The organism is Micromonospora sp. WMMA1363, assembly GCF_030345795.1.
In the GTDB taxonomy this organism is placed as follows: Bacteria; Actinomycetota; Actinomycetes; order Mycobacteriales; family Micromonosporaceae; genus Micromonospora.
Genome location: NZ_JAUALB010000001.1, coordinates 3,450,379 through 3,472,599 on the forward strand (window position 1 = coordinate 3,450,379; position 22,221 = coordinate 3,472,599).

A 22,221-nucleotide genomic window follows, 5' to 3' on the forward strand; every position below is an offset into this window, starting at 1 on the left:
GCGCCGAGCCGCCAGCGTGCCTGCGGACGGTGCTGGGCGGGGAAACTCGGACGTCCGGTTCGGGGAGAAGTCGCGCGGAAACGATCCCAAGAGGACACCGCGCCGCGCGGCTTACTTCACACCGCGTCTGTACCGCCAACTCAAGACGCTGCCCTGGGCGAAGATCCCGATCCAGGACGAGACCGGCACCCGCGGGCACAGCCGCTACGACATCCGCCGCCTGCAAGCCGTCACCTGCACCGGAGCACTCGCGCTGGACTTCCCACACGCCGTGCAAGCACTACGGATCCGGCGCCGCCGGCTGAACCTGGCCACCGGCCGCTGGACCACCGTCACCGTCTACGCGATCACCAACCTGACCGCAGCCCAGGCCGACCCCACCGACCTCGCGGACTGGCTGCGCGGACACTGGTCCATCGAGACTCTGCACCACATCCGCTACCAGCACCGTGCCGGGCCGTCGCGGCGGGAACGCGACGACGCAGACCTCGCCGCCCGCATCGCGCAGATCCACGCCGACTCGGCCGGCACCTACGGCGCACCCCGGGTCCGCGCCGAACTCGCCGGCCAGGGGCGGCGGCACTCCGGCAAGCGGGTCGCCCGGCTGATGCGGGGCGCCGGGTTGTGCGGCCGCACGCCGAAGCGGTGGCGCACCACGACCGTGCCCGACCCGGGGGCGGCGTTGTCGGCGGACCTGATCCGCCGGGACTTCGACGTCGCCGCCGGCCGGGTCGACACCCGCTGGTGCGGCGACATCACCTACATCCACACGTGGGAGGGCTGGCTGTACCTCGCCACCGTCATCGACATCGCCTCACGCCGGGTTGTGGGCTGGGCGACCGCCGACCACCTACGGACCGATCTGCCCGCTCAGGCGTTGTCCAACGCGATCGCCGTCCGACGCCCGACCGGGCCGGTGATCTTCCACAGCGACCGGGGTTGCCAGTACACGAGTGCGCAGTACGCCCGGCTGGCCGACCGCAACGGGGTGCGGTTGTCGGTCGGTGGGCGGGGTCAGTGCTGGGACAACGCCGTCGCGGAGTCGTTCTTCGCCACGATCAAGACCGAACTGCTCGACCGGAGGGCGTGGCCGACCCGGGCCGCCGCCCGTGCGGCGATCTTCGAGTGGATCGAGGGGTGGTACAACACCCGCCGCCGCCATTCCACCCTGGACTACATGAGCCCGGCCGAGTATGAGGCGACGGCCTATTCCCGCAGGCCAACGAGCAAGGTAGCGTGAGATCAACTTACCGACCCTGTCCGTCAAACCGGGTCAACCCCATCCCGGTGCTGACCCGATTCCGCGACCGCCACCAGGCCGACGACCTGGTCGTGGTGGCCGACGCCGGGATGCTGTCCGCGGCCAACCTGCTGGCCTTGGAAGACGGATTCCGGTTCATCGTCGGCTCCAAGACCAGCAAAATCCCCTACGAACTTGAGGCCCACGTCGAGCGGCACGGCAACCACCTGCCCGACGGCGCGACGATCGAGACCACCCGGCGCATGGGCACCGGGACCAAGGCCCGCGACCGGCGGGTGGTCTACCAGTACACGTTCACACGAGCCCAGCACGACAACCGCGCGATCAACGCCATGGTCGAACGCGCCGAAAAGGTCGCCGCCGGCGAACGACCGCTGAAGAAGGACCGCTTCGTCACCTTCACCGACAGCACCACCAGCGTGAACTGGGACCTCGTCGAACGCGCCCGATCCCTGATCGGGATCAAGGGCTACGTCACCAACATCGACCCCACCGTGATGGACGGCGCGGCCGTCGTGGCCGCCTACCACGACCTCTACCAGGTCGAACGTTCCTTCCGGATGACCAAGTCCGACCTGGCCGCACGACCGGTCTTCCACCGCCTCGAAGACAGCATCCAGGCCCACCTGACCGTCGTGTTCGCCGCCCTGGCCATCTCCCGCGAAGCCCAAGCACGCTCCGGGCTGAGCATCAACAAGATCCTCAAGACCCTGCGGCCCCTCCGCTCAGCCACCGTCACCATCGGCACCCAGCAAGTGACCGCCCAGCCACGCATCACCGCCGAGACCCGAACCCTCCTGACCACCCTCGGCTGGAGTGGTCACTAAATCGCTACAACTCAGGCCTGGCCATGCCCGACCCGCCAACGACAACTGATCGCCCACTACCACCAAGCACCGGTATCGCTCATGATCTACCTGTCCGGGTACTTCATCGAAGCCTGCCAGGATCTGCCCAACACCGCCGCAGGCACGCTGCACCGGCGCTTCCTCGGCTGGCCGGCGCGCATCCCCGCCGAACACTGGCACGCCGACGCCCTCGAACACGACGATCGGATCGACACCGACGCCTACCACGACGCAAGATCGTAGGCTGGCTCAAAACGTCTATACAAGGAACATCAAGACGGCCCGGCTGACGCCGGGCCGCGCGCACGCGCTACTGCCTTCGGGTCGCGCGCACGCGCCCGCGCGACGACCAAGACGGCCAGGCGATGCGTCCCGGTCGAAGCGATCAAGGCCGTGACGATCCCATCACGGGTCAACCCACGCGACGGGTTCCGGGGATCGAGTAGGGGGCCGGGTCGCCCGACCCCCTCTCACACCACCGGACATGCGGGCCCGCATCCGGCGGTTCGTTAAGCCGCTTGGTTGAATCGTTGCCAGAGTTGGAAGAGCCGGTGCAGGCCGAGGTTGTCCCAGTAGGCACCGGGCAGGGCGACGCTGAGCGCGGTCGACCTCGCCATACGCCAGTGGCCCCGGTGGCTGTTGCCCCATTGGTGGGCTTGGCCAGTCGGGATCCCCAGCGACTTGAGGGCCCGCACTCTGCGTTTCGGAAGTTTCCACTCCTTCCAGCGCACCTGCCGTAGCCGGCGGTGTAGCCAGGCATCCACCCGACGGAACACGCTGGGTGTGCCGACCAGACGGAAGTAGCCCATCCACCCGAGGATGAACCCGTTGAGTTCCTCGATCCGCCTGCCCATCGGCACCCGCCAGTTTCGGCGGGTCAGTTGGCGCAGCCGCTGCTTGAGCCGCAGCACCGCCTTGGGATCGACCCGGATCCTGACCTCAGATTTAGAACAGTAGAACCCGAATCCGAGTAGCGTCGCCTTCGGAGCCGGGCGCACCGAGGACTTGTCCTGGTTCACCTTGAGCTTGAGCCGCTCCTCGATCACCTTCGTGACCGAGCCGAGCACCCTTTGGGCGGCTCGTTCGCTGCGCACGAACACGCGAATATCGTCGGCGTAGCGGACGAACCGGTGACCGCGCTGCCACAGCTCCCGGTCCAAGTCGTCGAGCATGATGTTCGACAAGATCGGCGAGAGCGGGGAGCCTTGCGGCGTTCCCTCCTCGGTCGCCAGTTTGACCCCGTCGACCATCACCCCGGCTTCCAGGTACCGGCGGATGAGCTTGAGCAGCTTACGGTCGTCAACCTTGCGAGCCACCCGCGCCATCAGCGTGTCGAACTGAACCCGGTCGAAGAACCGGTCCAGATCGACATCGACGACCCAGCGCAGCCCGTCAGCGACCGCTCGCCGCGCGACCCGTACCGCCCGGTGGGCGGACTTGCCGGGACGAAACCCGAAGCTGGCACCGCTGAAATGCGGGTCGAAGATCGGCGTGAGTACCTGCGCGATCGCCTGCTGGATCAACCGGTCCAGCACCGTGGGCACACCCAGATTCCGCGAACCGCCCCCGGGCTTGGGGATCACCACCCGGCGTACCGGCTGCGGCTGGTACGTGCCCGCGTCCAGAGCCGCCCGGACCTGCCCCCAGTGCTGACGTAGCCACCCACGAAGCTCGTGCGTGGCCAGGCCATCCACACCGGGTGCACCCCGATTGGACTCCACACGCTTCAGCGCCCGGCCAAGATTCTGCGGCGTGAGCATCTGCTCCCACAACGACAGCTCCCCGGCCTCGAAGGCGTTCTCCCCAATGCGCGCCGACCGGCCGCTACGCTCCACCGCAGGCTTTGACGGACTCACCGTCGCCGCCCTCGATGAGCCCACGTCCGCGGGATGGCTGCGATCACCGCGACCGGCACGAGCAACACCAGATCCTTCGCCTCACCTAACGTTCGGCCCTTCCCGACGTGAAACATCGATCCCCGCCGGTACTATGGCCTCTGCTGACTTCTGCCCGGTCCATCCCGCCCTCACGGCCGAGACGGTCACCACCATCGGCGGTGACACCCGGACAGACCTCCCCGGATAAGAACGACCACTTTCCCCCTACGCCCGCCGCGTCTACGTGACGGCCCTGTCGATGGTGACGGGCTTCGTCGTGCGATGCCGACTCACCCAAACCGTCCCGCCTCACTACGCGGTTCGTGTTCCTCGGTGCAGGGTTTCGCCTCGGGCTTCCTCCCGACCCCGCCTCACGACGACGCCGTTGCCTCCGGCTCGGGGCAAGCACCACCTCTCTCCCCAGGGGACTCTCACCCCCAAGCAATCGCCCATGCCGGGCATACATCGACGCCACGCCGCTTCGCGCCGTGCCAACGAGCAGCGCGATCTCGGTACCCAAGCCCTGAGATCTACATCGATCAATTCGCATGCGTTCCCGGTATCTGACATCAGTCGTGACAGCAACCGGGGTGCACAACCATGCACCCCGGCGCGCAAAGTCACTGAACCAGCACCATATGGAGTGGTCCACCGATGCTCCACAACTCCGGATCAATCGAACGTTTGGAAATCAAAGAGCCGACCGCTTGCGCCACTCTGCTTCAATTTCGGCGATCATTTCAGTTACGTTCTCATCCGAGAAGACGAACGGGCGCATTTGATCGACCACAGCCTCTCTTTTGGCTTCCGGCGTGGATAACTCACCCCACATTTCGGCCAGGTAATCGCGTACGGCAGGGCGTTCCATTGCTCGCGCTTCAAAGCGACGCCAATCACGCCAACCTTGCGCTTTCCGCGACTCCCCGATTTCTTCGTGATGCGCAATGATCGTCTCAACTAGCCGCTCATGTACGCGACTCAGGAGCGGGCTACCTTTCACCGCCCAATCCACATCGGCCGCGTTGAAGCGGATCTCCATCAAGCCCTTCTGAAGTGCGTAAAGCTCGTCGATGTTGTCGATCTCGAACATACTTCCTCATCATCCGAATGGATTCGGGCCATGGAAAACCACGTCATCGAGCGTGAATCTGAACGACCCCGTGTGCATGAGCTCGTTGGGTTGTGAGCCAGGCACCAGTTTAGTCCCAGCGGGCAACCTGAACGCGATCAGGTGGGTTCCTCGGTCTCCGCCCCTTCCCATGAAGAGTGCGTTGCTTGTTTCCTTAGAGCTAAGCATCTCCCTTGTGAAGTACGTGACGCCCTTTGCGTTCGCAGTTACCACACCGCCGTCCATGATTTTGGCGTGACTGCCTTCGGACGTGTAATGGAATACGACATTGTCGTCTAGCGAGTCCGCAAGGTTATCTACGCTGTGCTTCGCTGCATCGCCGCAGTTGTGGACGAGGACCGGCGTGTTGCCGGCTAGCACATAGTACGTGTGGGATTTTCACCCCGTCACGCAGTGTGACCTACGTGCTCATGGCCTTTCACCTGGCCTTTCGTGTGTGGCGCCAACTCGCCGCATCGAAATCTATCGGTGTTGACGGCGACGGTGACGGCAACCTGGAGAGACGCCCGTGACCGCCTGCGGTCGAGGCATCGATGGGTGGCGCTATCCGAGGTACGGGGTGTCGCGTTGCTCGGCGTGGTGGTGGAGGCGGAGGCGGACGGTGTCGTGGATGGGGATGTGGTCGAACTCGGCGGGGTCGATGAAGCGGACGTCAGTGGATTCATCGCTGACGGTGATGGCGCCGCCGACCGCGCGGGCGAGGTAGGTCACGGTGAACTCCTGCCGCACCTCACCGTCTGCGTACGCGATGACGTGTGCGGGGTCGGTGTAGATGCCGAGTAGGCCGGTGATCTCGATGTCGAGGCCGGTTTCTTCTTTGACCTCGCGGATGGCGCATTGTTGGAGGGTTTCGCCGATGTCCATGGCGCCGCCGGGTAGGGCCCAGTTGCCGGAGTCGGTGCGGCGTTGCAGCAGTACGCGGCCGTGCTGGTCGGTGACGATGGCGGCGGCGCCGGGGACGAGGCTGTTCGCGGTGGGGGCGTGCGGGTCGTGGTAGTAGTCGCGCCGGCCGGTCACCGGGTCTCCTTCGGGTAGGCGGTGGCGGTTTGCCAGATCTGTTCGAACTGGTCGGCGTGGGCGGCGAAGATGCCGTGCGGGGAGAGTTCGCGCAGGTGTAGGGCGGGGTGTTGGTAGCCGCGGGCGCGGTATAGGTGTGGGGTGACGATCATCTGGTGGTCGAACCGGAACACCGAGTTGTACAGGTGCACGGTGTGCAGGCCGATCTCCACCCCGGGTACGTCGTGGAGGGTTCGCAGAAGTTGAGGGCGTTGCGGATCCGGCCGGGTAGGGTGCCGCCGATCTGTTCGAGGGCGTCGCGTTCGGCGACGTGCGGGCAGTCGGGGTCGGCGAACGCGAGCCGGACGCGGGCGCCGTTGGCGGCTTTGTCGGTGATGAGCTGCATGGTGTTGGGCAGCAGTTCCAGCAGGAACGGGTAGGCGTAGCCGAGCAGGTCGATCCGCGTGGTGGCGCCGGTGAGCAGGGCGGCCCAGACGTGGTGGGGGATGTCGGCGCGGTGGGCGTAGGCGGCGACGACCTCAGCGGTGGCTTCCGCGCCCGGAGCCTGGTCGGGGCGGGTCTGGGGCCACAGGTCGGCTTCGGTCTCGCCGAGGGCGTCGGCGACGGCGAGGCGGGTGCGTTGGTGCGGGACGCGACCGGCGAGCCACCGGGTGACGGTCTTGACGTCGACACCGACGGCTGCGGCGAGGGCGGCCGGGTCGAGGTGGGCGCGGAGCATGGCCGCGCGGAGGCGGTGACTCATACCGACCCACGGTAGTGGACACGGCGGGACGCGCCAGGGTCATAGAAGTGTCCGACGTGATGTCTGTCGGGACGTTGGGGTGCCCGGGGTTGGTTCGTAGGTTCTGCGGCAGGGCCTCGCCGGTTCGCTTGCGGCAGATTCGCCGGGCTGGTGGGTGCCAGGGGGAAGGGGTTGCCGTCGACCCGGGATGTGGTCGGGTCGGGTGTCGGCAGTGGCCCCTTCCCCCTTCCAACGAGTCGGAAGGGTGGTGGGGTGGGTGTCGGTGCATCAGCCGGTACGGCCGCAGTGGATCTGCGCGGGGTGCGGCGCAGCGTGGCCGTGTCGGACTCGTAAGCGGCAGCTCGTGGCGGAGTTCACCGGTGCACGGGTGTCGCTGATGCTGCACCTGTCGGCGTACCTGGTGCAGGCGTGCGAGGATCTGCCACACACGCCGTCGGGGGTGTTGCACGCGCGGTTCCTCGCCTGGCCACGCTCGGCGGCACTGCGCGACGAGTAGCAAGCGCCCCGACCAGGATCATGGGTCCGGGTCGGGGCGCCGCTGGTCGGGTGTCAGTTGTCGGCGGGTGGGGTGTCGTCGTCTGGGTCGGTGTCGTCGGGGTGCAGGGCTCGGTTCATGGCTTCGATGGCGTTGCGGTGCAGGCGGGGTCGGATGTGGGCGTAGATGTCGGCGGTGACGTGCAGCCGGGCGTGGCCGAGGAGTTCCTTGATGGTGACGAGTTCGACGCCCTGTTCCAGCAGCAACGTCGCGCAAGTGTGTCGGAGATCGTGGAAGCGGATGTAGCGGACCTCGGCGAGGTAACAAATCGTCTCGTGTTGACGGTGCACGTTGGCGGGGTCGAGCGGCCCTCCCGTAGTTGAGGCGAACACCAGGTCGAGATCTGCCCAGGTGTCGCCGGCTTTCCGCCGGTCGACGGCCTGGCGTTGGCGGTAGAGGGTCAGCGAGGTGATGCAGTCTCGGGGTAGCAGGATCCGCCGTTGTGAGGCTTCGGTCTTGGGTGGTTGGAAGGTCATGCCGCCTTTGGTGCGGGCGAGGGTGCGGCGTACGGACAGGTGCCCGGCTTCGAGGTCGATGTCGGACCATTGCAGGCCGAGGATTTCGCCGCGTCGCATGCCGGTGCGTAGCGCGAGTTCGAACAGTGGGCCGTGGCGGTGGAACGCGGCGGCGTACAGATATTTGCGGGCCTCCCGGGCGGTGAACGGTTGGTATCGGCTGCGGGCGGGGGTGGGGAGTCGGACCGGGGAGGCGACGTTGCGGTGCAAGAGTTCCTCCCGTACGGCGTGGGCGAGGGCTGCGGACAGGACCGCGCGGATGTAGCGGACCGTCGCCGGCTTCACGTGGCGTTGGCAGCAGGCGCCGACGGCGCAGCAGCGGGGCCGTCGGTCCTTGCGCGGGTGGTGCGGGTCGCGGCGGGTGTCCCAACCACGGGCGCAGCACTGGCACACGGATTGGATGGTGTCAAGGAACGTGCGGACCTCGGTGACGGTGAGCGCGGCGAGCCGGCGGTGACCGAGGGCGGGGATGAGGAACTGGCGGACGTAGGTGTCGTAGTTGGCGTAGGTGGTGGGCCGGACCTGGTGGACCACCACGGTGGTGAGCCAGCGGGTGAGGTAGTCGGCGACGGTGAGCGTCGGGTCGGCGGTCGCGGGCAGACCCCGGTGGGAGTCGGCGAGTTTGACGGCCAGCTTGTCGGCGGCTTCCTTGCGGGTGGCGCCGTAGACCCGGACCCGTCGGCTGCTGCCGTCGGCGGCCTGGACGTAGCCGGCGCCTTCCCACCGGCCGTCGGCGCGCTGGTAGACGGTGCCTTCACCGTTGGCGCGTTTCCTACCGGCCATGTCCGGTCACCTCCCCGTTCAACTCGCGCAGGTAGGCGGCCAGGGCCGTGGCGGGGATGCGGCGGCACCGGCCGATGCGGACCGACCGGAGTCGTCGGGTGCGGATGAGGTGGTAGACGGTGTGCTTGGACACTTGGAGCCGGTCCATGACCTGGGCCACGGTGAGCAGGTCAGCGGTCACGCCCCACCTCCGGGTCCGGTGTAGCGCCAGTCGCCGACAACGAGCACGCCCGCCGGGTTGACGCCGGCCCGCTCGGCGTGCCGGTCGGCCATCCAGTTGCGGCGTTCGGCGCGTAGCGCAGTGAGGGTGGTGGAGTAGGTGCGTGAGGTGGTGGCGAAGTGGCCCCGGAAGCCGAGGGTGTGCGCGTACCGGCGCAGCGTCAGCCGACCGAGGCCGGGTTGGGCGCCCAGCCACCAGCAGGTGTCGACCAGCCGGCGGGCGTGCCCGCTCAGGTGCCGCAGGCTGACGCCGGGTCGCCGACCAGTGCCCGAGCACCGGTGACACAGCACCGTCGTTGCGCGGTTGGTGCCGTGGCCGTCGCAGGTGCGGCAGTAGATCGGGCCGAGGTCGACCCCGACCGTCTCGGCGGCCTTGGTGGCGTACTTCGCCACGTACCGGGCCACCACCGTCTCCGACAGGTCACCGGCGCGGCTGATCGGGCGGACGTCGACCTGCCTGCCCCACCTCAACCGTCGAGCTGGCACCCGTCGGCAGGCCGGGGTGGTCACCTCGACTCGCCGGATCGCGGCGTGGATGGCGTGGTCGAGCAGGTCGACGCTGGCCCAGCCGGCCGGGGCCGAGGACGGGCCGTCGGCGCCGTCCAGGCGGACGATCGCATGCAGGTGCACCACTCCCCGGGCCTGGAACTCGGCGACCTTGGCGAACACCACCCGCACCTGCCGTGCCGCCACCGCCCGAGGCAGGCCGGCTGCGGCGGCCAGGCCACGACGCGTCTCGGTCGTGAACCGCGCCCACAGCAGCCCGGCGTTCGCGTTGAACAGCACCTGACCGGGGTAGTCGTAGCCGGTCGGGTCCAGGGGCGTGCCGATCGCCGGATCGGCGGCGAGGTGCCACCTGCCACAGCTACGGTGAGCCGCCGTACGCCGGGTGCGGGGGTGGCAAGGGCGGGGCTGGCCGTGCCGGTCCGGGCCGAGGTGCACCGGCCCGAACGACGGCGCGGTCACCGTGACGAACAGCCGGGGCCGGTCGGCGACCTGCGCTGGAGTGTCCTTTCCGCCGTGCAGGCCGGCGGCGATCAGGTGGTACGCGTCCAGCTTGTACAACGCGGAGCAGGCCGGACACACCGTCGCGCGGCGGCTGCGGCAGCGCAACCCGACCACCCGACCGGGTGTGGTGGCCGCGTCGAGGCGGTCGACGATCCTGCCGGTGCCGCGCTCGACGAGCAGACTGCTACCGGCGACGGCGACCGGATGCCGGCACTCGCCGACCTGGTGTGCGAGGCCGGTGGAGGCCATCACGCGGAGCAGGCCGCCCAGATCCGTTGGTACAGGGTGGGGTGACATCATCGGGGGTGGTTCCTTCTCCTTGCTGGGATAGGGGCTGGACCCGGGCAGCGCGGCGGAGTGTTCTTGGCGGAATGGGCCGCCGCTCTGCCCGGGGAACTCGTCATCGGGGTGCGGCATCGGCCACCGCCTCCCCCGTGGTCAACAGGTGCAGCGGGTCGCGGACCAGGTGCGCGGTCGCGGTGGCGATCGCATCGGCGGTCGCGTCGGGCACGTACGGCGTGCGGACCAGGGTGAACCCGGGCCGACCCTGCGCAACCATCGACGCCACGCCGACATAGGCCGGGTCTTGCAGCCGACGCGGATGCTCATCCGGCGCGGCCGTGATGTCCGAGCCGAGCACCGCCGTGGCCGCCTCCGAGGTGCGCTGCGCGAAGCTGATCGCGACCTGGCAGTTGTCGCGGATCTTCGTCGGGATCGCATCCCCGGTCGCCTTCTGCGTCGCCAGAACGACCTGGATGCCGACGTTGCGGCCCTTACGGATCAACTCCTCCACCAGCCGGGCGGTCTCCCGGGCCAGGGCGTCAAGGCGCTTGGACTGCGCGTCGGTGCCCTTGGTCTCGTTCAGGAACGTGTGCGCCTCATCGATCACCACCACAACCAGAGGCCAGGAGGCGGACGGGCCTACGTGCCACACGTTCTTCACCCCGAGCACCGAGCGGATCGCGTACTGCCGGGCGACCATCAACTCCCGCACCCGGGCCAGATGATCACGGACCTGCTCCGGGTCGTCCTTCGCCGACAACCACGCGCGGGCGAACAGATCGTCGTAGTCCGGGCCACCCTTGCCGTCAATCAGCACGAACTGCACCGCCGGGCAAGAGGCGAGCTGACAGAACCGGGCGTTCAGGAACGACGTCTTGCCGTAACCCGCCAGCCCCGCAACCACCACTCCGGAGACACCGGCCGAGCGGATCGTGACCGGCTGGCCGTCGGCGTCCACGCCAGCGACCCACACCGCCGGATCCGACCCGGCCTCTGCCGATTCGGCCCAGGTCGCGGGTTCGGTGAGGGGGTCGTGCAGCAGCGCCCGTATCCGGACCAGGCCGGGGCGGGCCTGCGCCACCCTCACCAGCGGCACCCGCCACACGTCGGCCAGATGCCCGGCCGCCTGCGTGAACTCCTCAACGCCGAGACGACCGACGGTGGAAGCGTCGACGCGCACGCCCCATCGCTCGGCCGCCACCGTCACCGCCGGGATCAACTCCCGGGTCACGACCGTGCCCGGCGGCCGATTGGACCACCACGGCGGGCGGATCCGCTCGGTCTGGGCCAGGCCGACCCGGCGGCGGTCCGCCGCCACGTGTACTTGATCCGCCACGCGACCCGCAGCACCGGACGGAGCTGCTTGCCTACTACCAGATACCGCACGGCGTGCGCGCCGAGCCATACGAGTACGGCCAGGGCGGCGACCGACAGCACGACGGCCGGCACCGCCATGGCGAGGCGGGTATCAGGGGGATTGATCATGCGGCCTTCACCGCCGTTAACGCCGACGCCCGGAAGATCTGCCAGGCCCGGCCGTTCTTCTCCCCCGTCACGAACGTCAACCCGGACGCCTGGACCATCTGCCCCACGGCCAGGTCCTTCGGCACCGACGGCTGCGGCACCGACACCCGCAAAACCTGCGGGGTCCCGCCCTCGACCGTCAACGCGAGGGGCACCTCCACCAACGGCGCACCCGTGACCCGATCCGTCGCGGCAACACCATTGGCCTTGTCCTTGAACTGCGGTGCCGGCACAGCCAGCACCAGCAGCGTCTGGCTGCCATCAATCGGCAACACCAACATGTCGTGTTCTCCTCTACTCTGGTCCACGCCACTGCGGCATGCGTCCCGTGCACATAAGGTGTCACGTGACACCCGTGATGGTCAAGAGGTTTGGGAACACGACTGTCATGTGACGCCTGTCTCGCCCGATCAGCCCATGACGGTTACGATCAGCGCATGGCCCACGACCCAGACGACAAGCGAGCCCTATTCCAGCAGGTCGTCGACGACATCCTCGACCAGATTCGCGACGGACGCCTCAACCCCAACGACCCACTCCCGTCCGCCCGCAAGATGGCCGACCTCTACGGCGTGGCCTCCATGACCGCCCAACGCGCACTACGCGAACTCCAACACCGGCGCATCACCTACAGCGTCGCCGGCAAAGGCACCTTCGTGCACCCCGACGCCTTCGACCTGCTCCGCGGCGGCGTCCTCCGCGAACCCATCGACGACCCCGACCTCCGACGCCGAGTCGCCGCCTACCTCGCCGACCAACAGGCCATCACCATCCGCTACCACCACGCCCGCACCGCCGACGACAAGAACGCCGCCCTACACGCGCTGTTGCGCCACGCCGACACCAACAACGACCTGATCGACGAAGTGATCAAATACCAGGCCAACCGCGGCAACTTCGCCCAGCAACCCGAACACCTCCGACGCCCCAGCAACGACGAGCAGGCCCCGCCACCCGCCAAGCGCTCCCGCAGCAGCCGCCAGCGCACGCCGAAGCAGTAAGCCAGCCGGACCAAGGCCCTCGACCAAGATCCGACTGGCTCAAAACTGCTCTACAGGATCAAGTGCGCCCGGCTACGCCGGACGCACGCGCACGCGCTATGCCGTTCCGGCCCGCGCGCACGCACCCACGCAACAGGACGCGCCGAGTCCGAAGCAACCCACATCGAGGCCGTGACGATCGCTGAAGCGATGCAGGGTGCTTAAAGTACTTCCGGCAATCGAGTAGGGGGCCGGGTCGCCCGACCCCCTCTCACACCACCGGACATGCGGGCCCGCATCCGGCGGTTCGTTAAGCCGCTTGGTTGAATCGTTGCCAGAGTTGGAAGAGCCGGTGCAGGCCGAGGTTGTCCCAGTAGGCACCGGGCAGGGCGACGCTGAGCGCGGTCGACCTCGCCATACGCCAGTGGCCCCGGTGGCTGTTGCCCCATTGGTGGGCTTGGCCAGTCGGGATCCCCAGCGACTTGAGGGCCCGCACTCTGCGTTTCGGAAGTTTCCACTCCTTCCAGCGCACCTGCCGTAGCCGGCGGTGTAGCCAGGCATCCACCCGACGGAACACGCTGGGTGTGCCGACCAGACGGAAGTAGCCCATCCACCCGAGGATGAACCCGTTGAGTTCCTCGATCCGCCTGCCCATCGGCACCCGCCAGTTTCGGCGGGTCAGTTGGCGCAGCCGCTGCTTGAGCCGCAGCACCGCCTTGGGATCGACCCGGATCCTGACCTCAGATTTAGAACAGTAGAACCCGAATCCGAGTAGCGTCGCCTTCGGAGCCGGGCGCACCGAGGACTTGTCCTGGTTCACCTTGAGCTTGAGCCGCTCCTCGATCACCTTCGTGACCGAGCCGAGCACCCTTTGGGCGGCTCGTTCGCTGCGCACGAACACGCGAATATCGTCGGCGTAGCGGACGAACCGGTGACCGCGCTGCCACAGCTCCCGGTCCAAGTCGTCGAGCATGATGTTCGACAAGATCGGCGAGAGCGGGGAGCCTTGCGGCGTTCCCTCCTCGGTCGCCAGTTTGACCCCGTCGACCATCACCCCGGCTTCCAGGTACCGGCGGATGAGCTTGAGCAGCTTACGGTCGTCAACCTTGCGAGCCACCCGCGCCATCAGCGTGTCGAACTGAACCCGGTCGAAGAACCGGTCCAGATCGACATCGACGACCCAGCGCAGCCCGTCAGCGACCGCTCGCCGCGCGACCCGTACCGCCCGGTGGGCGGACTTGCCGGGACGAAACCCGAAGCTGGCACCGCTGAAATGCGGGTCGAAGATCGGCGTGAGTACCTGCGCGATCGCCTGCTGGATCAACCGGTCCAGCACCGTGGGCACACCCAGATTCCGCGAACCGCCCCCGGGCTTGGGGATCACCACCCGGCGTACCGGCTGCGGCTGGTACGTGCCCGCGTCCAGAGCCGCCCGGACCTGCCCCCAGTGCTGACGTAGCCACCCACGAAGCTCGTGCGTGGCCAGGCCATCCACACCGGGTGCACCCCGATTGGACTCCACACGCTTCAGCGCCCGGCCAAGATTCTGCGGCGTGAGCATCTGCTCCCACAACGACAGCTCCCCGGCCTCGAAGGCGTTCTCCCCAATGCGCGCCGACCGGCCGCTACGCTCCACCGCAGGCTTTGACGGACTCACCGTCGCCGCCCTCGATGAGCCCACGTCCGCGGGATGGCTGCGATCACCGCGACCGGCACGAGCAACACCAGATCCTTCGCCTCACCTAACGTTCGGCCCTTCCCGACGTGAAACATCGATCCCCGCCGGTACTATGGCCTCTGCTGACTTCTGCCCGGTCCATCCCGCCCTCACGGCCGAGACGGTCACCACCATCGGCGGTGACACCCGGACAGACCTCCCCGGATAAGAACGACCACTTTCCCCCTACGCCCGCCGCGTCTACGTGACGGCCCTGTCGATGGTGACGGGCTTCGTCGTGCGATGCCGACTCACCCAAACCGTCCCGCCTCACTACGCGGTTCGTGTTCCTCGGTGCAGGGTTTCGCCTCGGGCTTCCTCCCGACCCCGCCTCACGACGACGCCGTTGCCTCCGGCTCGGGGCAAGCACCACCTCTCTCCCCAGGGGACTCTCACCCCCAAGCAATCGCCCATGCCGGGCATACATCGACGCCGCACCGCTACGCGGCACGCCACCGAACAGTCCAGCAGCCGGAACCGCCGGAAACCCAGCCAAACAAACCAATCGATAAACTCGGATTTCATCTCTTTCTTGACGGCAACTGTGACGGCAACGCAGGCCGACACCGACCAACCACGACGCACGACAGCGAGCGAGCCACTACGGGATGTTACTCGCTCGCTGTCGAGCGGAGCGCCCGTTTCCTAATTCCCCAAGCCGCCAGCTACGCCCTCTAGCAGCCACGACTTGACCGAATCAATAAGCGCTTTTACTGCCGATTCACCCTCTATCGTGTGGTGCTCCGAAATAACTTGTCCGGTCTCCACCTCAGCCAATTCAATCTCTGATTGGCCGTCCTCCCACAACACAATCTGACTCATTCGATGTTCGCCTTGCCTGAGCCCTGGAGGACGGACCACGTGCAACAACTGCTACACACAGTTGCAGGCCATTACTCAGAAACCCTCGGCGACCAAGACAGTCACGATAACGATTCATTGCGAAACGAGGTGATCTGCGAACCTGATCGCGACGGCCGCAACGATTAGCTGTCCGACAAATTCGACGCCAAGATAGACGGACCTGGGTGTGATAAATAAACCAAGACACGCTACGGGCAGCAGGAGCATTAAGCAGAGCATCCGCAAGTAAATAGTATTGCCAGATACTCGGCCTATCGCCGCCAGCACCGCCAAAATCACCACTGACGGAAGAAAGTAAAAGAAGAATTCTACGCCCAGCACAAGACCCACGCCTTCTAACACAGGCGAGCTGAGATAATCCTCCGCGCCGATAAGAACGAGCAGGAGAGTGAACTTTGCCGGGATGAGTAAAGCGGCCACTGCGGAGGTTCGCCCAAGCCACCAGCCGCCGCCCCTGCGGCGGGGAGTCACCTCAGCACCCCCGCTCCCGGAAGGGACGTATACCACGACAGTTCCCTATTTCTCCAAGCAGGCATCGATTTCAACCCCCAGGCACCTCCCGTCGGAGTCATGTCTCGCGCGAGATACCGCGAACTTCCGTCGCTTGCATACTGTACCGCCTGAAACGATGGATAGTCATCTCCCTCGAGCGCAACGGTCACACCGCGATAGACATGCTTCCCCGAGGACAACAAAGGCGACAATTCCCCACGCGAGAATCTGATCGTCAGTCGCCCTTCGATCGAACAGCAAGGCAACGCGCTATTCAAACCGCCATAATCGGCCTGCAGCATGCCCTCGGTTACACCATCCCGAGAGGCCGAGATCTTGATATGATTGGCCCCACCATCCACTATGGCATCCTGCGGCTCGCAATCGCCATCGCGCCAGCACGACATCACCACGGTATAGCTTACCTGGCCGGTGTCAGTATCCCATGCAAGGGCTATTCGATACGGAAGCCTGGGATCGGTGCCGAAGCCGCGATCGTCGCCGCGAAGCGCACCGAAGGCGGCGGTATTGTCTTGAATGAAGAAAGTGGCCGCGATTAGCCCGTTTCCTGGCGCTTTCGGGCCAGGAACAATTGTCCGGACATCCCCTTGTTGTGGAGATCCGAAAAATAGGTCACGCACTGACGTCATTCTTGGCCTCTGCCTTGCGGCGACGGTCCACTTTTTTTTATGGACGTTGTAAGTGACCTTCTTGTTCCGCTTTTTCCAGTAGGTTTCCTCTTCGGCTCCACCGCCGGTGGCCAGCGGAATAAGGCCACTGGGGTCGCTGTAGGTGGTGGGGTTGTTGTGGCCGTAGGCGTATGGGTTCCATTGCTGGGGGTCGGTGAGGTCGATGATGGGGTCGACGCTGATGAAGCGGCCGAGGGTGGGGTCGTATTCGCGGGCGCCGAGGTGGGTGAGGCCGGTGGGGTCTTGGGTGCCGCCGAGGAAGCCTTTGTCCATGTTGGTGGGCCAGGTGCCGGTGGTGGTGCCGCGTTGTTCGCCGTAGGGGAGGGTGCGGCGTGTGGCGGTGGTGAGGGTGGTGGCGTTGATGGTGAGTTCGGCGGTGCCGTGGTGGTCGCTGGTGATCCAGTGGAGGTTGGTGGCGGTGCGGATGGCGATGGTGCGGCCGGCGAAGGTGTAGTAGCGGGTGGCTTGCTTAATGCCGCTGTTGGTGTGGCGGATTTCGGTGCCGCCGGGGAGGTAGAGGGTTTTGCCGGTGGGGTCGGTGCGGATGAGTCGGCTGCCGTCGGCGTCGTAGATGTAGCTGGTGGCGCCGTCGTCGTCGGTGGTGGCGGTGAGTTTGCCTTCGCGGTCCCAGGTGAGGGTTTGGGTGTCACCCGTGGTGGTGGGTCGGGTTGTGGTGTTGCCGGCGTCGTCGTAGGTGTAGCTGCGGTTCCAGGTGGCGCCGCCGGTGGCGGTCACGTTCGTGACGGCGTGGGGCCTGGGATCGCCGGCGTTGGGGTAGGTGTAGGTATGCGTGGTGTCCGTGGTGCCGTGGCGGGTTTCGGTGGTGCGGTTGCCGATGTCGTCGAGGGTCCAGGTGTGCCAGTACGGGTCGGTGGCCCCGTCGATCTGGCTCCACGCGGTGGGCTTGGTGGCGCAGGTGCCGCCCTCCGGGGTCCAGGCTTCGGTCAGGCGGCGTAGGTGGTCGGTGGTGAAGCATTGGTGGTCGGCGGTGCCGCCGCCGGGGGTGTCGTGGATTTCGGTGACGTTGCCGGCGTTGTCGTAGGTGTAGGTGTGGTTCGCGGCCTCGGATTTGAGCTCGGGGACGACGTTGGTGCTGGTGAGCCGGCGGGTGGGTTCGTCGATGGTGGCGGTGACGGCGACACGGCGGCCGAATTCGCCAAGTTGGTACTGGGTAAGTTGGTCGAGTTTGTCATAGATGACGTCGTAGACGTAGATCTGAGCTGAGGAGAAGGGGCCGGCGGGGGCGCCGACGTCGGTGTAGCCGAGAGTCAGGGTTTCCGCGGGTAGGTCAGCGGCGGCGGGCATGGCGACCCGGAAGGGCAGCCCGTTGGCGCGGTAGGTGTGTTTGGTGGTGTAGGTACAGGTGTTCGGGCTCGCGGCGGCGCACAAGTCTGACTGTGCTGCCGGGAGCACCGTGGAGGTGGATGTGGGTCGACCGTAGGCGTCGTAGGCGTCGACCTGGGTGGTGTAGGGGTTGCCGCCTGCGTAGCGGATCGCTGCGGTGGGTTTACCCTTGCCGTTGGGCAGCGTGTCGTACACCCATTCAGCGCGTTTGGCCCCGCTGGTGGTGTCGTCGCGCACGCTGGTTTTGCGGCCGAGTTCGTCGTAGGTGTAGGCGATGGGGGATCGTCCCGTGGCCGAGCTGGTTTCGAGGTTGCCGGCGGCGTCGTAGGTGCTGGTGGTGGTGCCCTTGTCCGGGTCCACCGCCTGGGTTTGCCGGCCGCGCAGGTCGTAGGTGTAGGACCAGGCGTTGGCGCCGGTGACGTCGGTGACGGTCTTGAGTTGTCCGAGCAGGGTGTAGGCGTAGCTGGTCTTGTCGAACGTTGCCGGGTCGTCACTGCCGAGGTCGGTGGGGTTCTTGTACTGGCGCAGGGCGGTGGTGCGGCCGTGGGCGTCGGTGATGGTGGTGGTGGCGGTGCCACCGGTCGGTGGGGTGGTGTGGACGCGGTCACCGCCGTAGCTGGTGGTGGTGCGCCACTTCTCCACGCCGTTGGCGAGCAGGATCTGCGCGGTCTGCCGTCCGGCGCCGTCGTAGGTGTGTTGGGTGATCGAGGGGATCTGGCCTTGTGGTGTGGCCAGGCTGGTGTTCACCGCGGTGTTGGTGGAGTCGTAGTAGGGCGCGGACGTCCACGCGGTCGCACCGAGGCTGTTGGTCATCGTGTCGGTGACCGTGCGTCCACCGCCGGTGGCCTGGAGTTGGTTCTGTCGCAGCCGCAGGAACCCGTCATACAGGTTCACCGACGTGCGGTACGTCCTCCCGGTCGGCAGGAGAGACTCGGTGGTGACCGCGGTCGGGCCACCGCTCTTACGGACCTGGTAGGCGAACTTCATGCTCGGTGTTTGGGTGGCCTTGTTCCGGCCGGGCTTCCACGCGTTGGTCAACCGGCCGAGACCGTCGTAGGTGAGTTCGGCGACCGCGCCGTTGGCGTCGGTGACCTTCGTCGCGGCGCCCCACGCCGGCACCAGCAGGGTCGTGCTCGCGTGCCCCTTCGGGTTGGTCACCACGGTCTGGACGACCTGACCACCGTTCGCGGTCGTGTGAGCGGTGGTGGTGGTGTGCCCACGCGGGTCGGTAACAGCGGTGATGCGGCCGTTGGTGTCGTAGGCCATGGTGGAGGTGCGGGTATACACCGGTGTGCTGCCGCTGAATGTCTCCAGTTCCTCGGTGCGGACCACGTTGCCCTTCGTGGGCGCCTGGCCGTGAGAGGAGTCGTTGACGTAGGTGTCGTAGAACGACCGGGACCGGTTCAGGACGGTGGCCGGGTCGGCGGGGGTCGGGGCGCCGGCACAGAGCCTGGACAGGGTTTCGGTCTGCGACGCCCGGTTGATCATCCAGATGGCGTCGTTACGGGCATAGCTGGTACGGGTGCACGTCTCGTCACCGGTGACGGCCTCGTCGCCGTGGTCCTCGACTGTGACCGGTAGGCCGTCACTGTTGTAACTGGTGACAGTCTTGGCGTATCGGTGTCCGCCGGCGGCGAGGGCGGTGCGGGCGCGGGCGACGTCGGTGTCGACCATCCACGCCTTCGTGGTGATGCCGTTGCGGCTGCGGGTGGCGGTGGGCCCATTGATCCACGGGTCGTTGCGGGTGGAGGCCACCTCCGCGCCACTCGGCCCGTTCTTCGTGATCGTCTGCAGTTCGAAGCCCCGCAGGGCTTCGTGGTCCTCGATGGTGCCGCCCCAGGAGTCGGTGACCCACACATCCTTGACACCCGAGCTGGCCTTGTCGCCGTCGAGGCCGCGTAGGTAGCGGTGCTCGACGGCGGTCTGCTGCCCGGTCGTGTCGCCGTGCCGGACGGTGACCTTGCCGTAGCCGCGCCAGTCCCCCCAGGTGCGGTACTTGTCCTTGGTCAACTCGTCGGTGTTGTACGCCCACGCCGGGGTGTCGTAGTCGTACAGGGTGACCTCGGACGGCTGGTCCGTGACCGTGTCATCAAGGTCGATGCGGGTGACGACGTACTTGTGGAACCAGTCCAACGTCGGCGGTTGCCCGTCCGGGGAGTAGTACGACGGCATGCACCGCTTCGTGTTGGTCGCCGGGCTGGGCAGCGTCGTGCGGGTGCAGTCCGCACCGGAGTAGGAGACGATGATGTCCCCACCGGTCTCCGTGTGCACCGCCTTGATCCGCCACCGATACAGCGCCGTACGGTCGTCGTCCGGGCCGTCGACCCGGTTCGGCAACGGATCAGAACCACTGTCGAACGTGATCTCCGGGTCCGACACGACCGCACCGCCGGCGGTGGTGACATGCCCGGTGCGGGTGATCCCCCGCAGCCACATCGGCACGGTCTCACCGTTACCCGCGTTCAGGAACTCGTGCCGCAACGCCCACGACTCCACATCCGCATACGTGGACGTGCCGCTCCGGGTCTGCGCGGTGACCTTCGCCAGCCGGCGCGCGCTCCAGAACGTCGGCGCGCCCTGCGTCGTACACGGCGCGGTCTTGCAGTACTGGTCCCACGGGGTGTCATGCCAGTTCGCGGTCACCGGATCCGACGTCCACGCCGCCCCGCTCCAACACGACGTGAGGCACCGCTCGGCGGTGGTGAACAGCACCCGCAGCGGCGCCGCCTGGCTGTATTCGGCGTTGGCGCGCATGCCGTACTCGACGCGCTTCAGATACCCACCGCGGTCGTAGGTGGTGCGCTGGTCGGGGTTGAGATCACGGGCGTAGGCGCCGGTCTCCGTGCCGTAGAAGTACGCCATCGAGTTCGCGTTCGGGTCCACGACGTAGTCGAGGTTCCACCGCCACGCCTGCGCGCAGTGGGCGTCGGCGAACGTGGCGTCGTAACACGGCTCACCCGGGTTGTTTCCGAACACCGGCACCGTCCACGTCGAGTCCGTGACCGGCTTGCCGCTGCTCCAACCGGGCAGCTTGTGGTAGCCGAAGAAGTACTGGGTGCCGTCGGTGGTGGTGACCTTCCAGTACTCGTTGTCGTTGTCGCCGTTCCCCCGCGCCGAGTTGGTCAGCCTTTCGACCTTCGTGCCGTCGTCGTTGCGGAGCCGCCACACCGACCCGTCCCGGATCAACTCCCCGGCGTGGCCGTTGAGTGACAGGGTCGCGTTGTCACTGAACCAGCACAGGTCACCGGTCTTGTGACCAGGATTGTCGTCGTCACACGACTGGTACTTACGTTCGATGAACCCCGGCCAGGTATCCCAGCCGTCACCGATCCAGGAACCCTGGTTGTTGGTCAACGCCGTCCGACCGTCGACACTGCCCGACGAGTACGCGAAACTGACATCCGGCGCCGGTCCGCCGAGGGAGGGCGGCACCCGCAGCGGATACGACCACGAGAAGTCACCCGTCTGCGTGGACACCTGCCACTGGCCTGCCGGCGAGAGACTCGTCGCGGTGTAGTCACCGTTGTCACCCGACGCCCCGGCCTCGACAGCGAGCACCATCGACGCCCGCGCCCCGACGGCCACGGTGGCCGCCACCTCACTGTTCGCGGTGTCGTTGTCCGTCGGCACGGGGGTGCGGGTGCGACACGCCTCCACCTCCGGCGTGCTCAGGGCACACTCCGGCAGCTGCACCAACCGCAGCCGTGACGCCCATCCCCCACCATAGGCCCGCGCGAAGCCCGCGTAGTCGACCTGGACCCGCGCCCGCCCCACCCCGGGCTTCCCATCGGCGCGGGCAGCCGACACCAGCAGTCCCTCCACACCGGCCTTCGCGGTGGCGGCCCGGTCGTGCACCTTCACCTTCACCGCCGACACCGCCGCAGCGGCACCCCTACGCGGCAACACATCATCCGCCGGCGGCACGGCGGACACCGTGACCGGAAGAGTGCCGGCGCGGGCACGGACCGGGCCGGTCAACCCCGCCCGGGTCGTACGCGCCTTACCAGCCGCCACGGTCGCCGCAGCCACATCAGCGACCGCGGTCCCCGACGGCCACACCACATCCTTCGCCCCCGCCGTCACCCTCGACGCATCGGCATGATGAGAACGGCCAGGAGTGGGTTTGCCAGCACGCGCCGCCACCCCGGCAGCGTCTTTGGGCTTGGGCGGATCCCACTTCGGCGCCGCCACCGCGTCCGGCTGCTCACCCAACATCGTCAGCGTCAGCACCGCCGACAAGCCCGCAGCCAACCACACCGACCGCCCCGCCCGCCGACCGAAACCCTGACTCCGGCGTCGACCCGGGCCTACTGCACTCACCACGCCGCTCCCCTACGCGTTCGGACCTGACTGCGCTACCGATGCTGCATATTTCTCAATAGCGGGTGACCCTCA

General features: G+C 67.1%; 17 protein-coding genes and 2 pseudogenes. 5 read left to right on the top strand and 14 right to left on the bottom strand.

The genetic code is table 11. From position 1 onward, the window contains the following. The first annotated feature begins 16 nt into the window (after nt 1–16). The 3 genes and pseudogenes from QTQ03_RS15965 to QTQ03_RS15975 all read left to right on the top strand — a co-directional run bounded on the left by QTQ03_RS15965 (nt 17) and on the right by QTQ03_RS15975 (nt 2,352). Nucleotides 17–1,240: an IS3 family transposase gene (locus tag QTQ03_RS15965; protein ID WP_289278737.1), complete on the top strand. Its 1,224-nt coding sequence runs from the start codon at nt 17–19 to the stop codon at nt 1,238–1,240. A gap of 41 nt (nt 1,241–1,281) precedes the next feature. Next, nucleotides 1,282–2,088, top strand: a pseudogene (locus QTQ03_RS15970) (IS1634 family transposase); the annotation flags it as partial. An 81-nt stretch (nt 2,089–2,169) separates the two neighbouring features. After that, nucleotides 2,170–2,352 (top strand): hypothetical protein, encoded by a 183-nt coding sequence (locus QTQ03_RS15975; RefSeq protein ID WP_289278739.1) that lies wholly within the window; start codon nt 2,170–2,172, stop codon nt 2,350–2,352. A 266-nt stretch (nt 2,353–2,618) separates the two neighbouring features. Here QTQ03_RS15975 and ltrA (QTQ03_RS15980) read toward each other — a convergent pair whose 3' ends face one another. From ltrA (QTQ03_RS15980) to QTQ03_RS16000, 4 genes and pseudogenes are all read right to left on the bottom strand, one after another. After that, complete coding sequence (ltrA, locus tag QTQ03_RS15980; protein WP_289278740.1) at nt 2,619–3,965, bottom strand: group II intron reverse transcriptase/maturase; 1,347 nt, start codon at nt 3,963–3,965, stop codon at nt 2,619–2,621. A gap of 712 nt (nt 3,966–4,677) precedes the next feature. Continuing rightward, the gene (locus tag QTQ03_RS15985) at nt 4,678–5,076 is read right to left on the bottom strand and encodes a hypothetical protein (RefSeq protein WP_289278741.1); all 399 of its coding nucleotides are present in this window, start codon (nt 5,074–5,076) and stop codon (nt 4,678–4,680) included. 582 nt (nt 5,077–5,658) lie between these two features. After that, on the bottom strand, nt 5,659–6,132 hold the full coding sequence (locus QTQ03_RS15990; RefSeq protein ID WP_289278742.1) for an NUDIX domain-containing protein: 474 nt from the start codon (nt 6,130–6,132) through the stop codon (nt 5,659–5,661). After that, a pseudogene (locus QTQ03_RS16000) lies at nt 6,129–6,850 on the bottom strand (XRE family transcriptional regulator). Before QTQ03_RS16000 ends, QTQ03_RS15990 begins: the two are co-directional and overlap by 4 nt. Before the next feature lie 271 nt (nt 6,851–7,121). Here QTQ03_RS16000 and QTQ03_RS16005 point away from each other — a divergent pair. Then, entirely contained in the window at nt 7,122–7,370 is a 249-nt protein-coding gene (locus QTQ03_RS16005) for a flavin reductase (RefSeq protein ID WP_289280853.1), read from the top strand. 53 nt (nt 7,371–7,423) lie between these two features. Here QTQ03_RS16005 and QTQ03_RS16010 read toward each other — a convergent pair whose 3' ends face one another. The 6 genes from QTQ03_RS16010 to QTQ03_RS16035 all read right to left on the bottom strand — a co-directional run bounded on the left by QTQ03_RS16010 (nt 7,424) and on the right by QTQ03_RS16035 (nt 12,021). After that, on the bottom strand, nt 7,424–8,707 hold the full coding sequence (locus QTQ03_RS16010) for a tyrosine-type recombinase/integrase (RefSeq protein WP_289278745.1): 1,284 nt from the start codon (nt 8,705–8,707) through the stop codon (nt 7,424–7,426). Then, entirely contained in the window at nt 8,697–8,888 is a 192-nt protein-coding gene (locus QTQ03_RS16015) for a helix-turn-helix domain-containing protein (RefSeq protein ID WP_289278746.1), read from the bottom strand. The genes QTQ03_RS16010 and QTQ03_RS16015 overlap by 11 nt, the downstream gene beginning before the upstream one ends. Further along, nucleotides 8,885–10,234 carry a replication initiator gene (locus QTQ03_RS16020; protein WP_289280854.1) on the bottom strand — a complete coding sequence of 450 codons (1,350 nt, stop codon included), beginning with the start codon at nt 10,232–10,234 and terminating at the stop codon, nt 8,885–8,887. The genes QTQ03_RS16015 and QTQ03_RS16020 overlap by 4 nt, the downstream gene beginning before the upstream one ends. 100 nt (nt 10,235–10,334) lie before the next feature. After that, nucleotides 10,335–11,447, bottom strand: coding sequence for an FtsK/SpoIIIE domain-containing protein (locus QTQ03_RS16025; protein WP_289278747.1), 1,113 nt, complete (start codon nt 11,445–11,447; stop codon nt 10,335–10,337). After that, complete coding sequence (locus QTQ03_RS16030; RefSeq protein WP_289278748.1) at nt 11,444–11,701, bottom strand: hypothetical protein; 258 nt, start codon at nt 11,699–11,701, stop codon at nt 11,444–11,446. The genes QTQ03_RS16025 and QTQ03_RS16030 overlap by 4 nt, the downstream gene beginning before the upstream one ends. After that, entirely contained in the window at nt 11,698–12,021 is a 324-nt protein-coding gene (locus QTQ03_RS16035) for a hypothetical protein (protein ID WP_289278749.1), read from the bottom strand. The genes QTQ03_RS16030 and QTQ03_RS16035 overlap by 4 nt, the downstream gene beginning before the upstream one ends. Nucleotides 12,022–12,177: 156 nt before the next feature. Here QTQ03_RS16035 and QTQ03_RS16040 point away from each other — a divergent pair, with 156 nt between their 5' ends. After that, nucleotides 12,178–12,741: a GntR family transcriptional regulator gene (locus QTQ03_RS16040; protein ID WP_289278750.1), complete on the top strand. Its 564-nt coding sequence runs from the start codon at nt 12,178–12,180 to the stop codon at nt 12,739–12,741. Between the two features lie 289 nt (nt 12,742–13,030). Here the strand turns inward: QTQ03_RS16040 and ltrA (QTQ03_RS16045) are convergent, their stop codons facing one another. The 4 genes from ltrA (QTQ03_RS16045) to QTQ03_RS16055 all read right to left on the bottom strand — a co-directional run bounded on the left by ltrA (QTQ03_RS16045) (nt 13,031) and on the right by QTQ03_RS16055 (nt 22,041). Beyond that, a complete protein-coding gene (gene ltrA / locus QTQ03_RS16045; protein WP_289278740.1) occupies nt 13,031–14,377 on the bottom strand; it encodes a group II intron reverse transcriptase/maturase in 1,347 nt (448 codons plus the stop codon). A 705-nt stretch (nt 14,378–15,082) separates the two neighbouring features. Then, on the bottom strand, nt 15,083–15,259 hold the full coding sequence (locus tag QTQ03_RS30690) for an immunity protein TriTu family protein (RefSeq protein WP_502889764.1): 177 nt from the start codon (nt 15,257–15,259) through the stop codon (nt 15,083–15,085). Between the two features lie 114 nt (nt 15,260–15,373). Continuing rightward, nucleotides 15,374–15,772 (bottom strand): hypothetical protein, encoded by a 399-nt coding sequence (locus QTQ03_RS16050; protein ID WP_289278751.1) that lies wholly within the window; start codon nt 15,770–15,772, stop codon nt 15,374–15,376. After that, the gene (locus QTQ03_RS16055) at nt 15,769–22,041 is read right to left on the bottom strand and encodes an RHS repeat-associated core domain-containing protein (RefSeq protein ID WP_289280855.1); all 6,273 of its coding nucleotides are present in this window, start codon (nt 22,039–22,041) and stop codon (nt 15,769–15,771) included. Before QTQ03_RS16055 ends, QTQ03_RS16050 begins: the two co-directional genes overlap by 4 nt. Between the last annotated feature and the right edge of the window lie 180 nt (nt 22,042–22,221).

Coding starts and splice junctions, on each gene's coding strand:
- QTQ03_RS16010 (WP_289278745.1), bottom strand. CDS start 8,707: ATGGCCGGTAGGAAACGCGCCAACGGTGAAGGCACCGTCTACCAGCGC.
- QTQ03_RS16030 (WP_289278748.1), bottom strand. CDS start 11,701: ATGATCAATCCCCCTGATACCCGCCTCGCCATGGCGGTGCCGGCCGTC.
- QTQ03_RS16055 (WP_289280855.1), bottom strand. CDS start 22,041: ATGTTGGGTGAGCAGCCGGACGCGGTGGCGGCGCCGAAGTGGGATCCG.
- QTQ03_RS15975 (WP_289278739.1), top strand. CDS start 2,170: ATGATCTACCTGTCCGGGTACTTCATCGAAGCCTGCCAGGATCTGCCC.
- QTQ03_RS16020 (WP_289280854.1), bottom strand. CDS start 10,234: ATGATGTCACCCCACCCTGTACCAACGGATCTGGGCGGCCTGCTCCGC.
- QTQ03_RS30690 (WP_502889764.1), bottom strand. CDS start 15,259: ATGAGTCAGATTGTGTTGTGGGAGGACGGCCAATCAGAGATTGAATTG.
- QTQ03_RS15985 (WP_289278741.1), bottom strand. CDS start 5,076: ATGTTCGAGATCGACAACATCGACGAGCTTTACGCACTTCAGAAGGGC.
- QTQ03_RS16035 (WP_289278749.1), bottom strand. CDS start 12,021: ATGTTGGTGTTGCCGATTGATGGCAGCCAGACGCTGCTGGTGCTGGCT.
- QTQ03_RS16040 (WP_289278750.1), top strand. CDS start 12,178: ATGGCCCACGACCCAGACGACAAGCGAGCCCTATTCCAGCAGGTCGTC.